Raw genomic sequence first — 16,432 nt, 5'->3', positions numbered from 1 at the left:
GAGAAAACATATGATCCTTTTCGGAACCAATCCCATCGCCTGGGCCAATGACGACGACCGCAGCATCGGCGCCGATATCCCCACCACCCGCATCCTCGACGAGGCCGGTCGCCAGATCGGTTTCGACGGGATCGAGAACGGCCACCGCTGGCCGGACGATCCGGAGGAAATGCGCGCGCTGCTAGGTTCTTACGGGCTGAAGTTCATCTCGGGCTGGTATTCGACCAAGCTTCTGGTCCGGTCGGTGGAAGACGAGATCGCCGCCTGTCAGCACCATCTGGCCAAGCTGAAGCACAATGGCTGCAAGGTGATGATCGTCTGCGAGACATCGAACGCCATTCATGGCGACGCGAGCCGCGCGGTGAACGAACGCCCGACGCTTTCGGCGAGTGAAATGGCGGAGTTCGGTGCGAAACTGGAAGCTTTCGCCGCCTATCTGGCCGGGCAGGGCGTGACGCTGGTCTATCACCATCACATGGGGACCATCGTTGAAAGTCCCGCAGACATCGACGCCTTTATGGCGGCGACGGGGCCGCATACGCATTTGCTCTTCGACGCGGGCCATTGCGCCTTCGGCGGCGGCGATCCGGTGGCGGTGTTGACGAAGCATATCGGGCGGGTGCGACACTTCCATGCCAAGAACATCCGTCCCGCCGTGGTCGAGAAGGTGCGCAAGGAGGGTTGGTCCTTCCTGAAGGGCGTGGTCGAGGGCGCCTTCACTGTTCCCGGCGATCAGGAGGGCGGGATCGACTTCGGCCCGTTGCTGAAGCTGCTGGCCGGGGCGAAGTATGACGGTTGGATCGTGATCGAGGCGGAACAGAACCCGGATGTGCGCAACCCGCTGCTCTATCAGACGCTGGGTCTGGCAACGCTGAAGCGGCTTTCGCGGGAAGCCGGTCTCATTTGACAAGCCGGTGGGACCGGGGGTTTCACACCCCCGGACCCCCGTGGGATATTTAGGAACGGGTGAAGGGCATGGCCGATCTTCTGAGGAAACCTGTCGGAACGACTGGTAAGGTCCATGACATCACGCCCGAAAGCGCAGGCTGGGGCTATGTCGGCTTTGGCCTTTATCGTTTGGCGGCAGGGCAGAGCGCGGCAGAGGCGACGGGGGAGCGGGAAGCGATCCTTGTGCTGGTCGAGGGCAAGGCACGCATCACGGCGGGCGCGCAGGACTTCGGCGAGATGGGCGAGCGGATGAGCGTCTTCGAACGCACGCCGCCACATTGCCTTTACGTTCCGAACGGGTCCGACTGGGCGGCGGTCGCGACGACGGATTGCGTGCTGGCGGTTTGTACCGCGCCTGGGATGGGCAATCATCCCGTGCGGCGGCTGGGGCCGGAGGGGATCGAATTGACCCCGCGCGGGACGGGGGCGAATACGCGCTATATCAACAATATTGCCATGGAGGCGCGGGATGTGGCCGATAGCCTGCTGGTGACGGAGGTCTTCACGCCGCAGGGCAACTGGTCCTCCTATCCAAGCCATCGGCATGACGAGGACGATTTCCCCCGGATGACCTATCTGGAGGAGACCTATTACATGCGGCTGAACCCGGCGCAGGGATTTGGCATCCAGCGGGTCTATACCGAGGATGGCAGTCTGGATGTGACTATGGCCGTGAAGGACCATGACGTCACGCTGGTGCCGAAAGGGCATCATCCCTGCGGTGCGCCCTATGGCTATGACATGTATTATTTGAACGTCATGGCTGGTCCGCGCCGGAACTGGCGGTTCCAGAACGATCCGGATCATGACTGGATCTACCGCCGGGACAACCCGCAGGCCTGAGCGCGGTCAGGGTTTGACCACGACCTTCACCGTCAACCCGCCGGACTGGTTGCGCAATTCCCGTTCCACCATGCGCGGATTGGGCAGATCCGGTGCGACCACGACGAGGGTTCCAGCGAAGTCGAGTTTGCGCAGATGCGTGGCGACGAGAAGGGCGTCGAATTCGGCCGTGAAGAGCGGGCAGAGGACACGCTCAGGTTTCAAGGATTTCAGGAGTGCGGCGTCGATAGCGTCGGGGCCTGCGACGGCGATGGAGTCGGGCGGGAGGGTTTCGAAACCCAAGGCCAGTGCGAGGCCGCGGTCCTGCTCTGTCTCGGTCGCGGGTTCCGAGCGGGGCGCGCGGCGTCGGGAGGCCGTCGGGCGCGCGGGCCGTTCCCTTTCGGGTGCCTGTGGCTGTCCTCCGGTCTGCATGCGTCCTCTCCGTCATGATTCGTCAGTGGGGAGCGGGCCAAGGGGCGCGTCCCGGATGCTGGCGATGGGCCTTGACCGTGCTATTAGGGGCGAAGGGGGCGGGAGCGTGGCATGGATGGGGAATTGATGCGGACAATCGTGGCAGCCATACCTTTGCCGGTGATCGCCATCGGCCCGGATGAGCGCATCGCTGCGGCGAATCCGGCGGCAGTCGCGCTGTTCGGGGCGGGGATCGAGGGACGGCACCATCTGCTTTCGCTGCGCCAACCGGGGTTGCAGGCGGCGATTGCCGCAGCTCTTTCCGAAGGGAGGACGGGGACCGCGCGACATGTGATCCCCGGCCCGTCACAGGACATCACCTATCGCGTGACGGTGGCGCCTGCGGGTGATGGGCATGCGCTTCTGACATTCGAGGACGTGACGGAGGCCGAGCAGATGGGGCTGATGCGGCGGGATTTCGTGGCGAATGTGAGCCATGAGTTGCGCACGCCCCTGACGGCGCTTCTGGGGTTCATCGAGACGCTGAAGGGGGCGGCGAAGGACGACCCGGCGGCGCGGGCGCGGTTTCTTGCGATCATGGAGAGCGAGGCGGGACGGATGAACCGCCTGATCGGTGACCTGCTGCAACTGAGCCGTGTCGAGGCGGAAGAGCGCGTCCGCCCCACGGAGCGGGTCGATCTGCAGGCCCTGCTGGCAGGGGCGGTGGCGACGCTGCGGCCCTTGGCGGAAGGGGCTGGGGTGCGGGTGGAAATCACGGGAGAGACGGGGCCGCTGCCGTTTCCGGGGGATGCGGATCAGATCACGCAGGTTCTGGTGAACCTGATCGAGAACGCCGTGAAATATGGTGGGTCCGGGGGCGTGGTGACGCTGCATCTGGCCCGCGAGCAGATGCCGCGCGGGCCGGGTATTCGACTGGACGTCATCGACCGGGGAGAGGGAATCGATGCGGTGCATATCCCCCGCCTAACGGAGCGATTCTATCGGGTCGATGGTCATCGGTCGCGTGAACAGGGCGGCACTGGGCTGGGATTGGCCATCGTAAAACATATCATCCAGCGCCACAGGGGACGCATGCGGATCGAGAGCGAACGCGGAAAAGGTAGTGTTTTCAGCGTGATATTGCCGGAAATCTGAGGCCGGAAAGCCAGTGGCGCACCTCTCTTGCCCCATCGGCTTCGCTGAATTGTCATGGAACCGTTACAAAGCCGTTGCAAAAGGCCTGCGCGCGGCCCGGGGGGCGTGCGTACTCGTAATGGCACGTGGGAATACCGGATGAGTGACAAAACGATCCTGACGGTGGCGATGATGCTGGCCGCGCTCCCGGTGGCGGCGCGCGAGAACATACAGATTTCGGGTTCGTCCACGGTCCTGCCCTATGCCACCATCGTGGCGGAACTCTTTGGCGAGAACTTCGAATTCCGCACCCCGGTAGTCGAAGGCGGCGGGTCCGGCGCGGGGCGCAAGAAACTGTGCGAGGGGCTTGGCGAGGGGACGATCGACATCGCCAATTCCTCCAGCCGGATCAAGCAGTCGGATCTGGACCTCTGCGCCAGCAACGGTGTGACGGGGGTGATGGAAGTGCGCTTCGGCTATGACGGGATCGTCTTTGCCGCCCTGCGCGAGCAGCCCGATTTCGTCTTTGGCGCGGCGGAGTGGTATCGCGCGCTGGGAGCGCAGATCGTGGAAGATGGGAAGCTGGTTCCGAACCGGCTGCGCGACTGGTCGGAGGTCGACCCAAGTCTGCCGTCGCAGGAGATCGCGGCCTATATCCCCGGCACCAAGCATGGCACGCGCGAAGTGTTCGATCACAATGTCCTGCTGGCCGGCTGCAAGGCGACCGGGGCTTTCGACCTTTTCGCCGATGCGGCCGAGGGGGATGAGGCGGCGAAGGAAGAGGCAGCCGAGAGCGGCTGTCTGACCCTGCGGACGGATGGTGTCGCCGTCGATATCGACGGCGACTATACCGAGACGCTGGCGCGGGTGCAGGCAAATCCAATTGGGATCGGTGTTTTCGGCCTGTCTTTCTATCAGTCCAATGCGGATCGTCTGCGAGTATACGATTTCGACGGTGTCACCCCATCGGTCGAAAGCATCGCGAGCGGCACCTATCCGGTTTCGCGCCCGCTCTATTTCTATGTGAAGCTGGCGCATCTGGGGGTGATCCCGGGTCTGCGCGAATACATCGCCTTCTTCCTGTCGGATGAGGTGGCCGGGCCGGATGGGCCGCTGGCGGATTACGGGCTGGTGTCGGACCCGCTGTTGCACGAGACGCAGGCGATGATCGCGGCGGAGCAGCCGATGGAACCCCTGAGCCAGTGACCGGATCGCAGAACAGGAACGCATGATGACCCCCGGATTTCTTCTTCTGCTGCTGGCAGGGCTTGGTGTTGTGGGCTTTGTCGCGGGCCGGGCGCGGGCGCTTGCGCTTTCGCGTGGCGATGCGCGGGGCCTCCACTCGCTTCCGCATTATTATGGGCAGATGGTGGCGCTGTTCGCCGTGGTGCCTGCCCTTCTTCTTATGGTGGTCTGGCTGGTCGTGCAGCCCGTGGTGGTGGAACGCAACATCACCGCACTAATCCTGCCTGCGGATATTGCGGACGGGTCGTCGCGCGATCTGGTGATGGCGGATGTGCGGCGCATCGCCGAGGGGATGGAACTGCTTGTCGCCGGGCGCGCCATGAGCGAGGGCGAGTTGGCCGCGCTGGTGCCGCAACCGGATGTTCTGAAGGAACGGCTGGCAGCAGCGGGCGTGGCCCTCGCGGCCCCGATCCAGCAGCAGGTGGCCGAGGCCGCAAGCCGCTGGCGCGCGGAGATGGCACTGGGGCAGGGGGTGATGTCGGTGGCTGTGCTGGCGCTGGCGGTGGCTGGGTTCCTTCTGTCGCTGTGGCGAGTGGCGCCGGCCTTCCGTGCGCGCAACGTGGTGGAGCGTTTTGTGCAGGCGATGCTGATTGGGGCATCCTCCATCGCAATCCTGACGACGGTGGGGATCATTTTCTCGCTGGTGTTCGAAAGCTGGCATTTCTTCCAGCTTTACCCGGCGCGGGACTTCTTCCTATCGCTGACCTGGTCGCCGAGATTTGGCGGGGGGTCGTCGCTTGGCCTGTGGCCGCTGCTTTGGGGCACGCTCTATGTTTCCTTCATCGCGCTTCTGGTTGCGGTGCCGGTCGGCCTGATGGCGGCGATCTATCTTTCGGAATATGCAAGCCCGGCGCTGCGGTCGGTGGCAAAGCCCGCGATCGAGGTACTGGCTGGCATCCCATCCATCGTCTACGGGCTTTTTGCGTTGATGACGGTGGGGCCCTTCCTGCGCGACTGGTTCGCGCAGCCGATGGGGTTGGGTGACAGCGCGTCTTCGGTGATGACGGCGGGGGTGGTGATGGGGATCATGCTGATCCCCTATGTTTCGTCCCTGTCGGATGACATCATCAACGCTGTGCCGCAGGCCTTGCGAGATGGGTCCTATGGGCTTGGGGCGACGCAATCCGAGACGATCCGTCAGGTGGTCTTTCCAGCGGCATTGCCGGGCATCGTGGGGGCTATCCTGATGGCCGCAAGTCGCGCCATCGGCGAGACGATGATCGTGGTGCTGGGGGCGGGGGCCGCGGCGCAACTGTCGCTGAACCCCTTCGAGGCGATGACGACAGTGACCGTGAAGATCGTGAGCCAGTTGACCGGCGATACCGAATTCGCCAGCGCCGAGACTTTGGTCGCCTTTGCGCTTGGCCTGACATTGTTCGTCTTCACGCTCGGGCTGAATGTCCTTGCCCTGACCATCGTGCGCAAATACCGGGAGCAGTACGAATGACCTCTTCCATCGCTTCGCAGGATGCGCCGAGGGGCGGGGCATCGCTCATCGCTCCGGATGAGCGAACGCGCCGGAGGAATGCGTCGGAACGGCGGTTCCGGTTGCTGGGTCTGTCGGCCGTGGGCCTGGGCCTCGTGGCGCTCTTGGTGCTGGTGTCTTCGGTGCTGGGCAACGGGCTTTCGGCCTTTCGCCAGACCTATGTGATCCTGCCGGTGACGCTGGATGCGGACGTTCTGGACAGGGCGGGCAACCGTGACCCCGAGGAGATGAAGGCGGTCACGACGCTGGGCTATGGCGCGGTGATGCAGGAGGCGCTGATCGCCGCACTGGCCGAGCGCGGTGTCGACACGGGCGAACTGCGCCCGAAGGAGATCATGGCGCTCTTGTCCAAGGAGGCACCGGCCGACCTGCGGGATGCGGTGCTGGCCGATCCCTCGCTGATCGGGCAGCGGGTGGATTTCCCGGTCTACGCGGCCTCGCGGGTGGATGGCTATTTCAAGGGCCGGGTGACGCTGGAGACGGCTGTCCGCGACGCGAGTATCAGCCCCAAGCAGTTGAAACTGGCCGATGGGATGCAGGCGGCCGGGTTGATCGACACACGGATGAACTGGGGGTTCCTGACGCGTCCTGATGCTTCGGAACTGCGGCCCGAGGCGGCGGGTCTGGGCGTGGCGATCCTTGGATCGGCCTACATGATGATCGTGGTGCTGGTGCTTTCCTTGCCCGTAGGTGTGGCGGCGTCGATCTATCTTGAGGAACTGGCCCCCAAGAACCGCTGGACGGACATTGTCGAGATCAACATCGCCAATCTCGCGGCGGTGCCGGCCATCGTCTACGGGATCCTTGCGCTGGCCCTGTTCATCAACATCGCGGGGCTGCCGCAATCGGCGCCCATCGTGGGCGGGCTTGTGCTGACCCTGATGACGCTGCCCACGATCATCATCGCGACGCGGGCCAGCCTGAAGGCGGTGCCGCCTTCGATCCGCGACGCGGCGCTTGGGGTTGGGGCAAGCCGCATGCAGACGATCTTCCACCATGTGCTGCCGCTTGCCATGCCCGGCATCCTGACGGGGACGATCCTTGGCCTTGCGCGGGCGCTTGGGGAATCCGCGCCACTTCTGCTGATCGGGATGGTGGCTTTTGTGCGGGATTTCCCGGATGCGCCGCCCTCCGGGTTCTTTGACCCTGCCTCGGCCCTGCCGGTGCAGGTCTATAGCTGGACCCAGCGTGCCGATCCGGCCTTTGCGGAACGTGCCTCGGGTGCCATCCTCGTGCTTCTGGCCTTTCTTCTGGTCATGAATGCCGTCGCCATCATCCTGCGCCGCCGGTTCGAACGGCGCTGGTAAGGAGAGCCTGCCATGAATGACATGCGTCTGACGGAGAGAGTCGTGACAGAGACCGCCAAGATCACCGCCCGGGGCGTGCAGGTCCATTACGGGACGAACCATGCGTTGAAGGATGTCGATGTCGATATCCTCGACAAGACCGTGACGGCCTTCATCGGGCCGTCGGGATGCGGCAAGTCGACCTTCCTGCGCTGTCTGAACAGGATGAACGACACCGTGGCGAGCGCCCGCGTGACAGGGCGGATCGAGATGGACGGGCAGGATATCTATGATCCGCGCGTCGATCCGGTTCAGTTGCGCGCCAAGGTGGGAATGGTGTTCCAGAAGCCGAACCCCTTTCCCAAGTCGATCTATGACAATGTGGCCTATGGGCCGAAGATTCATGGTCTGGCGCGGGGCAAGGCGGAACTGGATGAGATCGTGGAGCGGTCGCTGCGCAAGGCGGCGCTCTGGAATGAGGTGAAGGACCGGCTTACGGCACCGGGCACGGGGCTTTCGGGCGGGCAGCAGCAGCGGCTGTGCATCGCGCGTGCGGTGGCGACGTCGCCCGAGGTGCTGCTGATGGATGAACCCTGTTCGGCGCTGGACCCCATCGCCACGGCGCAGGTGGAAGAGCTGATCGATGAATTGCGGGCGCAGTTTTCCGTGGTGATCGTGACGCATTCGATGCAGCAGGCGGCACGGGTCAGCCAGCGCACGGCGTTCTTCCACCTTGGCCATTTGGTGGAGTATGGCGAGACGGGCCATATCTTCACCAACCCCAACGACCCGCGCACCGAAGCCTATATCACCGGCCGTATCGGCTGACGGAGAGAGACATGTCCCAATCCCATATTCTTTCCGCCTTCGACCGCGATCTCGAATCCATTCAGGCGCTGGTCATGCGCATGGGCGGTCTGGTGGAGGCCGCGATACTCGATGCCGCCGAGGCGCTGGAGACGCGCGACGAAGAGGTGGCACAGCGCGTGCGGGCGGGCGATAAGGCCATCGATGCGCTGGAAGAACAGATCAACGCGGAATGCGCGCGGGTGATCGCCATCCGGGCGCCTGCGGCATCGGACCTGCGGACGGTCCTGACGGTGATGAAGATCGCGGCCAATCTGGAACGCTGTGGCGATTACGCCAAGAACCTTGCCAAGCGGTCGATGGTTCTTGCGCAGATGACGGCGCTGCCGGGTTCCACCGGGTCGATCCGGCGAATGGCGAAACAGGTGACGCTGCTTTTGAAGGATGCGCTGGATGCCTATATCGCCCGCGATGCCGTGCTGGCCGAGGATGTGCGCCAGCGCGACCACGAGGTGGATCAGATGTACAACGCGCTGTTCCGCGAATTGCTGACCCATATGATGGAAGACCCGCGCAACATCACCCCAGCGATGCATCTGCATTTCATCGCCAAGAACATCGAACGGGTGGGCGACCATGCCACGGCGGTGGCCGAGCAGGTGATCTATCTGGTCACGGGGCAATTGCCGGGCGACGCGCGGCCCAAGGTCGACAGCACGCTGGCCGGTCCCTCCGCATGACGGTGCGCCCTTCGGTTCTGCTGGTGGAGGATGAGCCCGCGCAGCGCGAGGTTCTGGCCTACAACCTTGCCGCCGAAGGGTTTGAAGTCTTGCAGGCCACGACCGGGGCCGAGGCCGAGGTGATGGTCGCGGAAGCGGCGCCCGATGTGATCCTGCTGGATTGGATGCTGCCGGAGCTTTCGGGGATCGAACTTTGCCGTCGTCTGAAGATGCGGCCCGAGACGCGCGGGATCCCGGTCGTGATGATCTCGGCCCGTGGCGAGGAGGTGGATCGCGTGCGGGGGTTGGAGACGGGGGCAGATGATTACGTGGTGAAGCCCTATTCCATGGTGGAGTTGATGGCGCGGGTGCGGGTGCAGTTGCGCCGGGTGCGGCCTGCGACGGTGGGTCTTGTGCTGGAACATGGCGATATCCGGCTGGACACGGAAACGCATCGCGTGCAGCGCGCGACCGGCGAGGTGCGGTTGGGGCCGACGGAGTTCCGCCTTCTGGCCTGTTTCATGGAAAGGCCGGGGCGCGTCTTCACCCGCGAGGCGCTGCTGGATCGGGTCTGGGGCCGCGACATCTATGTGGAAACGCGGACCGTGGATGTGCATGTGGGCCGTCTGCGCAAGGCCCTGACCGAGGCGGGGGGCGAGGACCCGATCCGCACGGTGCGCGGTTCGGGCTATGCGCTGGGGTAGGGCGGGGTTCACCCCGCCGCGCGGTCAAAGCCGGGCGATGCGTTCGGTGAGCAGGGCGTAGAACCCGTCAGCATCGATGCCGCCGATGAACAGTGCATTTGCGGGACGCTTCGTCACGCCCCACCAATCCGCCACTGTCATCCCCAGCGTCAACTCGGACTGGGTTTCGATTTCCACATTGGTGTGGCGACCGGTGAAGAGGTCCGGGCGCAGAAGATAGGCGATCACGCAGGGATCGTGCAGGGGGGCACCTTCGCTGCCGTATTTTTGCATGTCGAAGCGTTCGAAGAAATCGGTCCATTCGGCGACCATGCGGCCGGCTTCGTTGCCTATGGCGCGGAAGGCCTCCACCCGTGCGCGCGTGGTCAGGGCCTTGTGGGTGACATCCAGCGGCATGACGACCAGCGGCACTCCGGAGGCAAAGACGATGGCCGCGGCTTCCGGGTCGACATAGATGTTGAATTCGGCGGCGGGGGTGATGTTGCCAACTTCGAAATAGGCCCCGCCCATCAGGACGATCTGCTGCACGCGCCCCACGATATCGGGGGCCTTTTCGAAGGCGGTGGCGATGTTCGTAAGGGGGCCGAGCGGACAGAGTGTCACCGTATGCGCCGGCTCGCGGCGCAGGGTTTCGATGATGAAATCAACGGCATGCTCCTCTTCCAGCGGCATGACCGGGTCGGACATTTGGGGGCCATCGAGGCCAGTCTTGCCATGGACATGCTCTGCCGTCACGAGCTTGCGCCGCATGGGGCGGTCGCACCCTGCGAAGACGCGCACATTCGGTTTGCCCGCGAGTTCGCAGATGATGCGGGCATTCTTCTGGGTCAGCGGCAGGGGCACATTCCCGGCGACGGCGGTGATGCCGAGCACCTCGATCTCTTCCGGGCTGGCAAGGGCGAGGAGGATGGCCACGGCATCATCCTGCCCCGGATCGGTGTCGATGATGATCTTGCGTGCCTGTGCCATGCCCGAAAATGCCCCTTGTTCCGTTCAATGCGACTTAAGTCTTATCGCCGGCAGGTAACCGCAACTGTGACTTTTTGTCCAGATGGTCAAAGTGAAAGGGGCCTCCTGCCGGAAGCCCCTCACCGAAGGTTCGCGTTGACCGCAGCATTAGCCGTCGAAATTGACTTCCTCGATCAGCTTCAGCGCATCGGGGCGCAGCTTCGCCACGTCGGTCAGCGGGATCGAGTCCTGCGTGAACTCGCCCCAGCTTTGCACGAGCGCAGAGCGCGCGACGCCCGGCTTCACGGGGTATTCGTGGTTGGTTTCGGCATAGATGCGCTGTGCCTCGTCCGAGGAAAGCCATTCCATGAACTTCAGGGCGTTCTCGCGGTTCGGGGCGGCCTTCGTCATGGCGACGCCCGACACGTTCAGGTGAGTGCCGTCGCCTTCGAAGGTCGGGAAGACGATCCGCACGGCTTCGGCCGCTTCCTTCTGTTCCGGGTCGTTCAGCATCTGGCCGATATAGTAGGTGTTGCCGATGGCGATGTCGCATTCCCCCGCGGCGATGGCCTTGACCTGATCGCGGTCGCCGCCGTCGGGCTTGCGCGCGAGGTTGGCCTTCACGCCTTCGAGCCAAGCCTTTGCGGCTTCGGGGCCGTGATGGGCGATGACGGCGGCGGTGAGGGCCACGTTGTAGTCATTGGTGCCGGAGCGGATGCAGATGCGGCCTTTCCATTTCGGATCGGCCAGATCTTCATAGGTGGTCACTTCGCCTTCGGCCACGCGGTCCTTGCTGGCATAGACGATGCGGGCGCGGCTGGTCAGGCCGAACCAATGGTCATCGGCATCGCGCAGCGTGGCGGGGATGTTCGCCTCCAGCACGTCGGATTGTACCGGCTGTGTCACGCCTGCTTCGACGACTTGCGTCAGGCGCGCGATATCGACGGTGAGGACGAGGTCGGCGGGCGAGCGGTCGCCTTCGGCGACGAGGCGTTCGGCCATGCCTTTGTCGACGAAGGCCACATTGACCGTGATGCCGGTTTCGGCGGTGAAGGCATCGACCAGCGGCTGGATCAGTTCGGGCTGGCGATGGGAATAGACGTTGATTTCATCCGCAAGGGCGGGAAGTGCGGTGGAGGCACAGGCGAGGGCCAGAAGGGAAAGGCGCATCGTCATTTGCTTGAGTCCTTTTGTCGGAATTTGCCCCTGTCGTAAAACCTACTATTTCACTCAGGTCAATACCCGACTGAAACAATAAAATTTGTGGACAGCGCAGGGCCGGATCAGCCCTTTGCCTTTTCCTCCTCTTTCGCGCGGCCCCACAGGGCATCCATTTCTGCCAGATCGCTGTCGGTGGGTCGTTTTCCGGCCTCTGCCAGCCAATCCTCGATGCGAGCGAAGCGGCGGGTGAATTTGGCATTGGCGCGGCGCAGGGCGGCCTCGGGGTCGACCTGCAGGTGGCGCGCAAGATTGGCCATGACGAAGAGAAGGTCACCGAATTCCTCTTCCACCTCATCCTGCGTCAGGTCGGCGCGGGCCTCCACCAGTTCGGCGGCCTCTTCGGTGATCTTGGCCACCACCTCATCGGTCGAGGGCCAATCGAAGCCGACCCGGGCGGCACGCTTCTGCAACTTCACGGCGCGGGTCAGGGCGGGCAGGCCAAGCGCCACGCCGTCAAGGACGCGGGCGGGGCCGCGTTCGGCGGCCTTCAGTCGTTCCCAATCCTCGGTTTGCTGGGCGGCGGATTTGTCGCGGCTTTCGCTGCCGAAGACATGGGGGTGGCGGGCAACCATCTTGTCGCTGATCGCGCGGGTGACATCGTCGAAGTCGAAATGTCCGGCCTCTTCCGCCATGCGGGCGTGATAGACGACCTGAAAGAGCAGATCGCCCAATTCTCCGCGCAGGTCGGCCCAATCCTGCCGTTCGATCGCATCGGCCACCTCATGCGCCTCTTCCAGCGTATAGGGGGCGATGGAGGCGAAGTTCTGTTCGATATCCCAAGGGCAGCCCGTCGCCGGATCGCGCAGACGGCGCATGATTTCCAGCAGGCGGGGAAGGCCGCCTTCGGGATCGGTGATCAACTTGTCGCCGGTCGTTGCGTCACTGTCGGTTCCGCCCATTGCAGCCCCCTTCGAATTCGGATTTGATCAAAGGCCGTCACGACCAAGGAAACCATGATGCCCGTCCTGAACCGTATCGCCGCTTATGCCGAGGAAATGAAGGGCTGGCGACGTCATCTTCATGCCCATCCGGAACTCGGCTTTGATTGCCACGATACGGCGGCCTTCATCGTGGACCGGTTGCGCGAGATCGGGGTGGACGAGATTCATACCGGGATCGCGAAGACGGGGATTGTGGCGATCCTGAAGGGGCAAGGGGCGGATACGCCGGATGCGCCGGTGATCGGTCTGCGGGCCGACATGGATGCGCTGCCCATTCAAGAGATCACGGGGGCGGAACACGCCTCGACCATTCCCGGCAAGATGCATGCCTGCGGGCATGACGGCCATGTGGCCATGCTATTGGGGGCGGCGAAGTATCTGGCGGAAACGCGGCGTTTCGCAGGGCGGGTGGCGCTGCTGTTCCAGCCTGCAGAAGAGGATGGCGGCGGCGGCGAGGTCATGGTGAAGGAAGGGGTGATGGACCGGTTCGGGATCGGGCAGGTCTATGGCATCCACAATGCGCCGAATGTCGAATTCGGCCATTTCCACACCAATGGCGGGGCGCTGATGGCATCTGTCGACACGGCCTTCGTCTATATCACCGGCAAGGGCGGGCATGGCGCGAACCCGCATGAATGCATCGACCCCGTGGTCGCGGTGGTCGCCATGGTGCAGGCGATTCAGACCATCATCCCGCGCAACGTCTATGCGCTGGACGAGGCGGTGATTTCCGTCACGCAGATCCATACCGGGACCGCATCGAACATCATCCCGGAAGAGGCGATGTTCTGCGCCACGATCCGCTGTTTCAACCCCGAGGTGCGTGCGCTTTTGAAACGGCGCATCCATGAGATCGTCGAAGGCCATGCGCTGGCCTTCAACGTGACGGCGCGGGTTGATTACGACTGGGGCTATCCTGCCACGATCAACGAGGCGGCGGCGGCCTCCTTCGCGGCCGACGTGGCGCGCGAGGTTTCGGGCGAGGCGGCGGTGAACGACAAGGCCAATCGTGAGATGGGGTCGGAGGATTTCTCCTATATGCTGGAGGCGCGACCGGGGGCTTATCTCTTCCTTGGCACCGGGCCGGGGGCGGGGTTGCACCATCCGGCCTATGACTTCAACGACGAGGCTGCGCCCATCGGGGCAAGCTTCTTCGCCCGTCTGGTGGAACGCGCGCAGCCTGCGCTGTGACCTTGGTGTGAATGTGAGAAGGGGCAGGGAGGATGGCCTCTCTGCCCCTTTTTCATTCCTGCTGCGTCTCTGTCACTTCAACGCGGCGGTGACGATCACTTCGACCTTGTAGTCGGGCGTTGCCAGCTTTGCCTCGCCGGTGGCGCGGGCGGGAGTGTGGCCCTGCGGGACCCAAGCGTCCCAGACGGCGTTCATCTCGGCGAAGGTGGAGATGTCGGCCAGCCAGATCTGGGCGGAAAGGATGCGGGTCTTGTCAGTGCCAGCCTCGGCGAGGATACGGTCCACCTCGGCAAGGCAGGTGCGGGTCTGGTCGGCGACGCTGTCGCCGGGATTGCCCACCTGGCCTGCAAGCCAGACGATGCCGTTGTAGCAGACGGCTTCGGACATGCGGGCACCGACCCCGATGCGCTTGATCTCGGACATTGGAAAACCTCCTGTTTGACTGCCGCGCTGTTAGCGCAGGGGGCAAGGAAAGGAAAGCGGCAGCGGTTTGCCGATCCGGCGCGAGGGGATGGGCGGAGATCGGCCATACATCCATGCGGTCGGGTTGGCAGCGGATGGGGACCATGGCAGGGGGCGCGCAACGTCAACAACAAGGCTTTCCCCGATGCGCCGCGCCCTGCTTTCCCTGTTGCTTGCCGCCACCGCGGCCTCTGTCGCGCTGCCTGCCGCCGCCCAGACGCCGCGTGAGGCGAAGGGGTTCCTTGCGCTTTTCGCCGCGCCGCGGGCGCAGGCCGAGGGGGCGGAACGGGCCGCGGTGAAGGCCGCCGTCCGGGCGGCCATGGCCGAACCGCAGCGCGGGCGCATTTGGTGCGTGCCCTTCGCGCGCAAGGTCAGCGGGGTGGAATTGCGGGGAAACGCCAAGACATGGTGGGATCAGGCCAAGGGCCGCTACCACCGCAGCAAGGAACCGCGCGTCGGCGCAGTGATGGCCTTTGCCGCCAGCGGGGCGATGCCCAAGGGGCATGTCGCCGTGGTGTCCAAGGTGATCAGCGACCGCGAAGTGCTGGTGGATCAGGCGAATTGGGAAAGGAACCGCATTACGCTGGATACGCTGGTCGTGGACGTTTCGGCCAAGGGGGACTGGTCGGCGGTGCGCGTCGCAAATGCGGGCGGCACCTTAGGCCGGATGAATCCCGTAAAGGGCTTTATCCACGAGTAAGGGGATGGAGCGGGTGAAGGGAATCGAACCCTCGTCATCAGCTTGGGAAGCTGCGGCTCTACCATTGAGCTACACCCGCGTTGGGCATGAGGTAAGCGATGCGTCGGACGACGTCAAGCACCCTCGGGCGATGCGAGGAACCGCTTGGCCGCCTTCATCGCCGCGCGATCGTTGAGGATATCCCCCGGTGCTTCGCCGATGCCGTGAAGGGCACCTGCCCAATCCATGCCAAGCCATTGGATGGAGCGTTTCAGCATCGCCTCGGGCAGGTCGGGAACCGACGGGTCAGGGTCGGCGCGGGCGGTGATCAAATGGATGCGCTTGCGCTTCGCCCAATCGGCAAAGCCCGACTCCGGCGCGTCGAGCCAGCCGGACCAGTGATCCAGCAGCAGTTTGGCGGGTGCGGGCAGGGCATACCAGTAGATCGGGGCCACGAAGACGATGTCGGTCGAGGCGCACATCGCCTGAAGGATGTCGTCCAAGGGGCCTTGGGGCATTGCATGGCCCGGTCGCAGGTCGCGATAGGGGGGAAGCGGAGGATCAGTCAGGTCGATCCATTGCACGGGATCATTGACGGATGCCGCCGCCGCACGCGCAAGGAGCAGCGCATTGCCTTCGGGGCGGGCCGAGGAGGTGAGGAAGAGGAACCGACGCGTCATCCGCGCAGGAGACGGGCTGGCGCCAGATTCGACAAGGGGAGAACGGGCTTGCGCCGCGCTCTCCCCCTGCCTTGCCCCGGGAGCACTTGGTGTTGGGGACAGGAAAAGTCACCCCGTGGCGATGGCTGCGCGGGCGGGGCAGTGACGGCCCCGACCCGCGCCTGTTGCCTGCGCGATCACATCGCGGGCAGCAGAACCGTGTCGATGGAATGGATCACGCCATTCGACTGCTTCACATCGGCGATCTCCACCGTTGCGATATTGCCTTGCCCGTCCTTGATCTTGATGGCGTCGCCTTCGACCATCGCGGTGAATTCGCAGCCGCCCACCGTTGCGATCGTGTGCATGCCACCATCATCGGCGATCATCTTGTTGATGTCGGCGGCCATCGCGTTTGCCGCGACCACGTGACAGGTCAGGATCTTGACCAGTTGATCCTTGTTTTCGGGTTTCAGCAGGGTTTCCACCGTGCCTGCGGGAAGTTTCTCGAAGGCGGCGTTGGTGGGGGCAAAGACGGTGAAGGGGCCTTCGCCCTGCAGGGTTTCTACCAGACCGGCTGCCTGCACGGCGGCGACGAGGGTGGTGTGGTCCTTCGAGTTCACCGCGTTCTCGACGATGTTCTTGTCCGAGAACATGGGGGCACCGCCGACCATCGGGTTCTCGCTGCCGTCCGAAGCGGCGAAGGCCATGCCGGAGGCGAGGATCAGGGCGGAAAAGGCGTAACCGAGTTTCATGTCGTATCTCCCGT

The 16,432-nt window shown here is 64.1% G+C and carries 18 protein-coding genes and 1 tRNA gene; 11 read left to right on the top strand and 8 right to left on the bottom strand.

From position 1 onward, the window contains the following. Positions 1–10: 10 nt before the first annotated feature. Positions 11–907, top strand: a complete 897-nt coding sequence (iolE, locus tag TabM4_RS10290) for a myo-inosose-2 dehydratase (RefSeq protein WP_434611968.1) — start codon at positions 11–13, stop codon at positions 905–907. A 68-nt stretch (positions 908–975) separates the two neighbouring features. Then, the gene (iolB, locus tag TabM4_RS10285; protein WP_434611966.1) at positions 976–1,791 is read left to right on the top strand and encodes a 5-deoxy-glucuronate isomerase; all 816 of its coding nucleotides are present in this window, start codon (positions 976–978) and stop codon (positions 1,789–1,791) included. A gap of 6 nt (positions 1,792–1,797) precedes the next feature. Here the strand turns inward: iolB and TabM4_RS10280 are convergent, their stop codons facing one another. Continuing rightward, the gene (locus TabM4_RS10280) at positions 1,798–2,202 is read right to left on the bottom strand and encodes a hypothetical protein (protein WP_434611965.1); all 405 of its coding nucleotides are present in this window, start codon (positions 2,200–2,202) and stop codon (positions 1,798–1,800) included. A 111-nt stretch (positions 2,203–2,313) separates the two neighbouring features. Here TabM4_RS10280 and TabM4_RS10275 point away from each other — a divergent pair, with 111 nt between their 5' ends. The 7 genes from TabM4_RS10275 to phoB all read left to right on the top strand — a co-directional run bounded on the left by TabM4_RS10275 (position 2,314) and on the right by phoB (position 9,562). Then, positions 2,314–3,336 carry an ATP-binding protein gene (locus TabM4_RS10275; RefSeq protein WP_434611963.1) on the top strand — a complete coding sequence of 341 codons (1,023 nt, stop codon included), beginning with the start codon at positions 2,314–2,316 and terminating at the stop codon, positions 3,334–3,336. Positions 3,337–3,474: 138 nt separating this feature from the next. After that, the gene (locus TabM4_RS10270) at positions 3,475–4,521 is read left to right on the top strand and encodes a PstS family phosphate ABC transporter substrate-binding protein (protein ID WP_434611962.1); all 1,047 of its coding nucleotides are present in this window, start codon (positions 3,475–3,477) and stop codon (positions 4,519–4,521) included. 25 nt (positions 4,522–4,546) lie between these two features. After that, on the top strand, positions 4,547–6,007 hold the full coding sequence (gene pstC / locus TabM4_RS10265; RefSeq protein ID WP_434622026.1) for a phosphate ABC transporter permease subunit PstC: 1,461 nt from the start codon (positions 4,547–4,549) through the stop codon (positions 6,005–6,007). Next, a complete protein-coding gene (pstA, locus tag TabM4_RS10260; RefSeq protein WP_434611961.1) occupies positions 6,004–7,353 on the top strand; it encodes a phosphate ABC transporter permease PstA in 1,350 nt (449 codons plus the stop codon). Before pstC ends, pstA begins: the two co-directional genes overlap by 4 nt. A gap of 12 nt (positions 7,354–7,365) precedes the next feature. Continuing rightward, the gene (gene pstB, locus TabM4_RS10255; protein ID WP_434611960.1) at positions 7,366–8,160 is read left to right on the top strand and encodes a phosphate ABC transporter ATP-binding protein PstB; all 795 of its coding nucleotides are present in this window, start codon (positions 7,366–7,368) and stop codon (positions 8,158–8,160) included. 11 nt (positions 8,161–8,171) lie between these two features. Further along, a complete protein-coding gene (phoU, locus tag TabM4_RS10250; RefSeq protein ID WP_434611959.1) occupies positions 8,172–8,879 on the top strand; it encodes a phosphate signaling complex protein PhoU in 708 nt (235 codons plus the stop codon). Beyond that, positions 8,876–9,562, top strand: a complete 687-nt coding sequence (phoB, locus tag TabM4_RS10245; protein WP_434611957.1) for a phosphate regulon transcriptional regulator PhoB — start codon at positions 8,876–8,878, stop codon at positions 9,560–9,562. The genes phoU and phoB overlap by 4 nt, the downstream gene beginning before the upstream one ends. A gap of 24 nt (positions 9,563–9,586) precedes the next feature. Here phoB and TabM4_RS10240 read toward each other — a convergent pair whose 3' ends face one another. The 3 genes from TabM4_RS10240 to mazG form a co-directional block, all read right to left on the bottom strand. Next, a complete protein-coding gene (locus TabM4_RS10240) occupies positions 9,587–10,531 on the bottom strand; it encodes a nucleoside hydrolase (protein ID WP_434611956.1) in 945 nt (314 codons plus the stop codon). Positions 10,532–10,678: 147 nt separating this feature from the next. Further along, complete coding sequence (locus TabM4_RS10235; RefSeq protein ID WP_434622024.1) at positions 10,679–11,680, bottom strand: Fe(3+) ABC transporter substrate-binding protein; 1,002 nt, start codon at positions 11,678–11,680, stop codon at positions 10,679–10,681. Between the two features lie 113 nt (positions 11,681–11,793). After that, positions 11,794–12,630 carry a nucleoside triphosphate pyrophosphohydrolase gene (gene mazG, locus TabM4_RS10230; RefSeq protein ID WP_434611955.1) on the bottom strand — a complete coding sequence of 279 codons (837 nt, stop codon included), beginning with the start codon at positions 12,628–12,630 and terminating at the stop codon, positions 11,794–11,796. A gap of 57 nt (positions 12,631–12,687) precedes the next feature. Between mazG and TabM4_RS10225 the strand changes: the two genes are divergently transcribed. After that, complete coding sequence (locus TabM4_RS10225) at positions 12,688–13,863, top strand: M20 aminoacylase family protein (RefSeq protein WP_434622022.1); 1,176 nt, start codon at positions 12,688–12,690, stop codon at positions 13,861–13,863. Positions 13,864–13,935: 72 nt separating this feature from the next. Here TabM4_RS10225 and TabM4_RS10220 read toward each other — a convergent pair whose 3' ends face one another. Then, positions 13,936–14,286 carry a RidA family protein gene (locus TabM4_RS10220; RefSeq protein WP_434611954.1) on the bottom strand — a complete coding sequence of 117 codons (351 nt, stop codon included), beginning with the start codon at positions 14,284–14,286 and terminating at the stop codon, positions 13,936–13,938. Between the two features lie 184 nt (positions 14,287–14,470). Here TabM4_RS10220 and TabM4_RS10215 point away from each other — a divergent pair, with 184 nt between their 5' ends. Next, the gene (locus tag TabM4_RS10215) at positions 14,471–15,025 is read left to right on the top strand and encodes a CHAP domain-containing protein (RefSeq protein WP_434611953.1); all 555 of its coding nucleotides are present in this window, start codon (positions 14,471–14,473) and stop codon (positions 15,023–15,025) included. A gap of 5 nt (positions 15,026–15,030) precedes the next feature. On the opposite strand, the gene TabM4_RS10210 is transcribed toward TabM4_RS10215, so the two are convergent. The 3 genes from TabM4_RS10210 to TabM4_RS10200 form a co-directional block, all read right to left on the bottom strand. Next, positions 15,031–15,104 (bottom strand) — tRNA-Gly (locus TabM4_RS10210). 34 nt (positions 15,105–15,138) lie between these two features. Then, positions 15,139–15,684 carry an NAD(P)H-dependent oxidoreductase gene (locus TabM4_RS10205; RefSeq protein WP_434611952.1) on the bottom strand — a complete coding sequence of 182 codons (546 nt, stop codon included), beginning with the start codon at positions 15,682–15,684 and terminating at the stop codon, positions 15,139–15,141. A gap of 176 nt (positions 15,685–15,860) precedes the next feature. Continuing rightward, positions 15,861–16,418, bottom strand: coding sequence for a fasciclin domain-containing protein (locus TabM4_RS10200; RefSeq protein ID WP_434611950.1), 558 nt, complete (start codon positions 16,416–16,418; stop codon positions 15,861–15,863). Positions 16,419–16,432: the final 14 nt, after the last annotated feature.

This window comes from Tabrizicola sp. M-4, assembly GCF_051132405.1.
In the GTDB taxonomy this organism is placed as follows: domain Bacteria; phylum Pseudomonadota; class Alphaproteobacteria; order Rhodobacterales; family Rhodobacteraceae; genus Paragemmobacter.
Note: the sequence above shows the minus strand (reverse complement) of the source record. Positions and strands in the feature narration are given on the sequence as shown.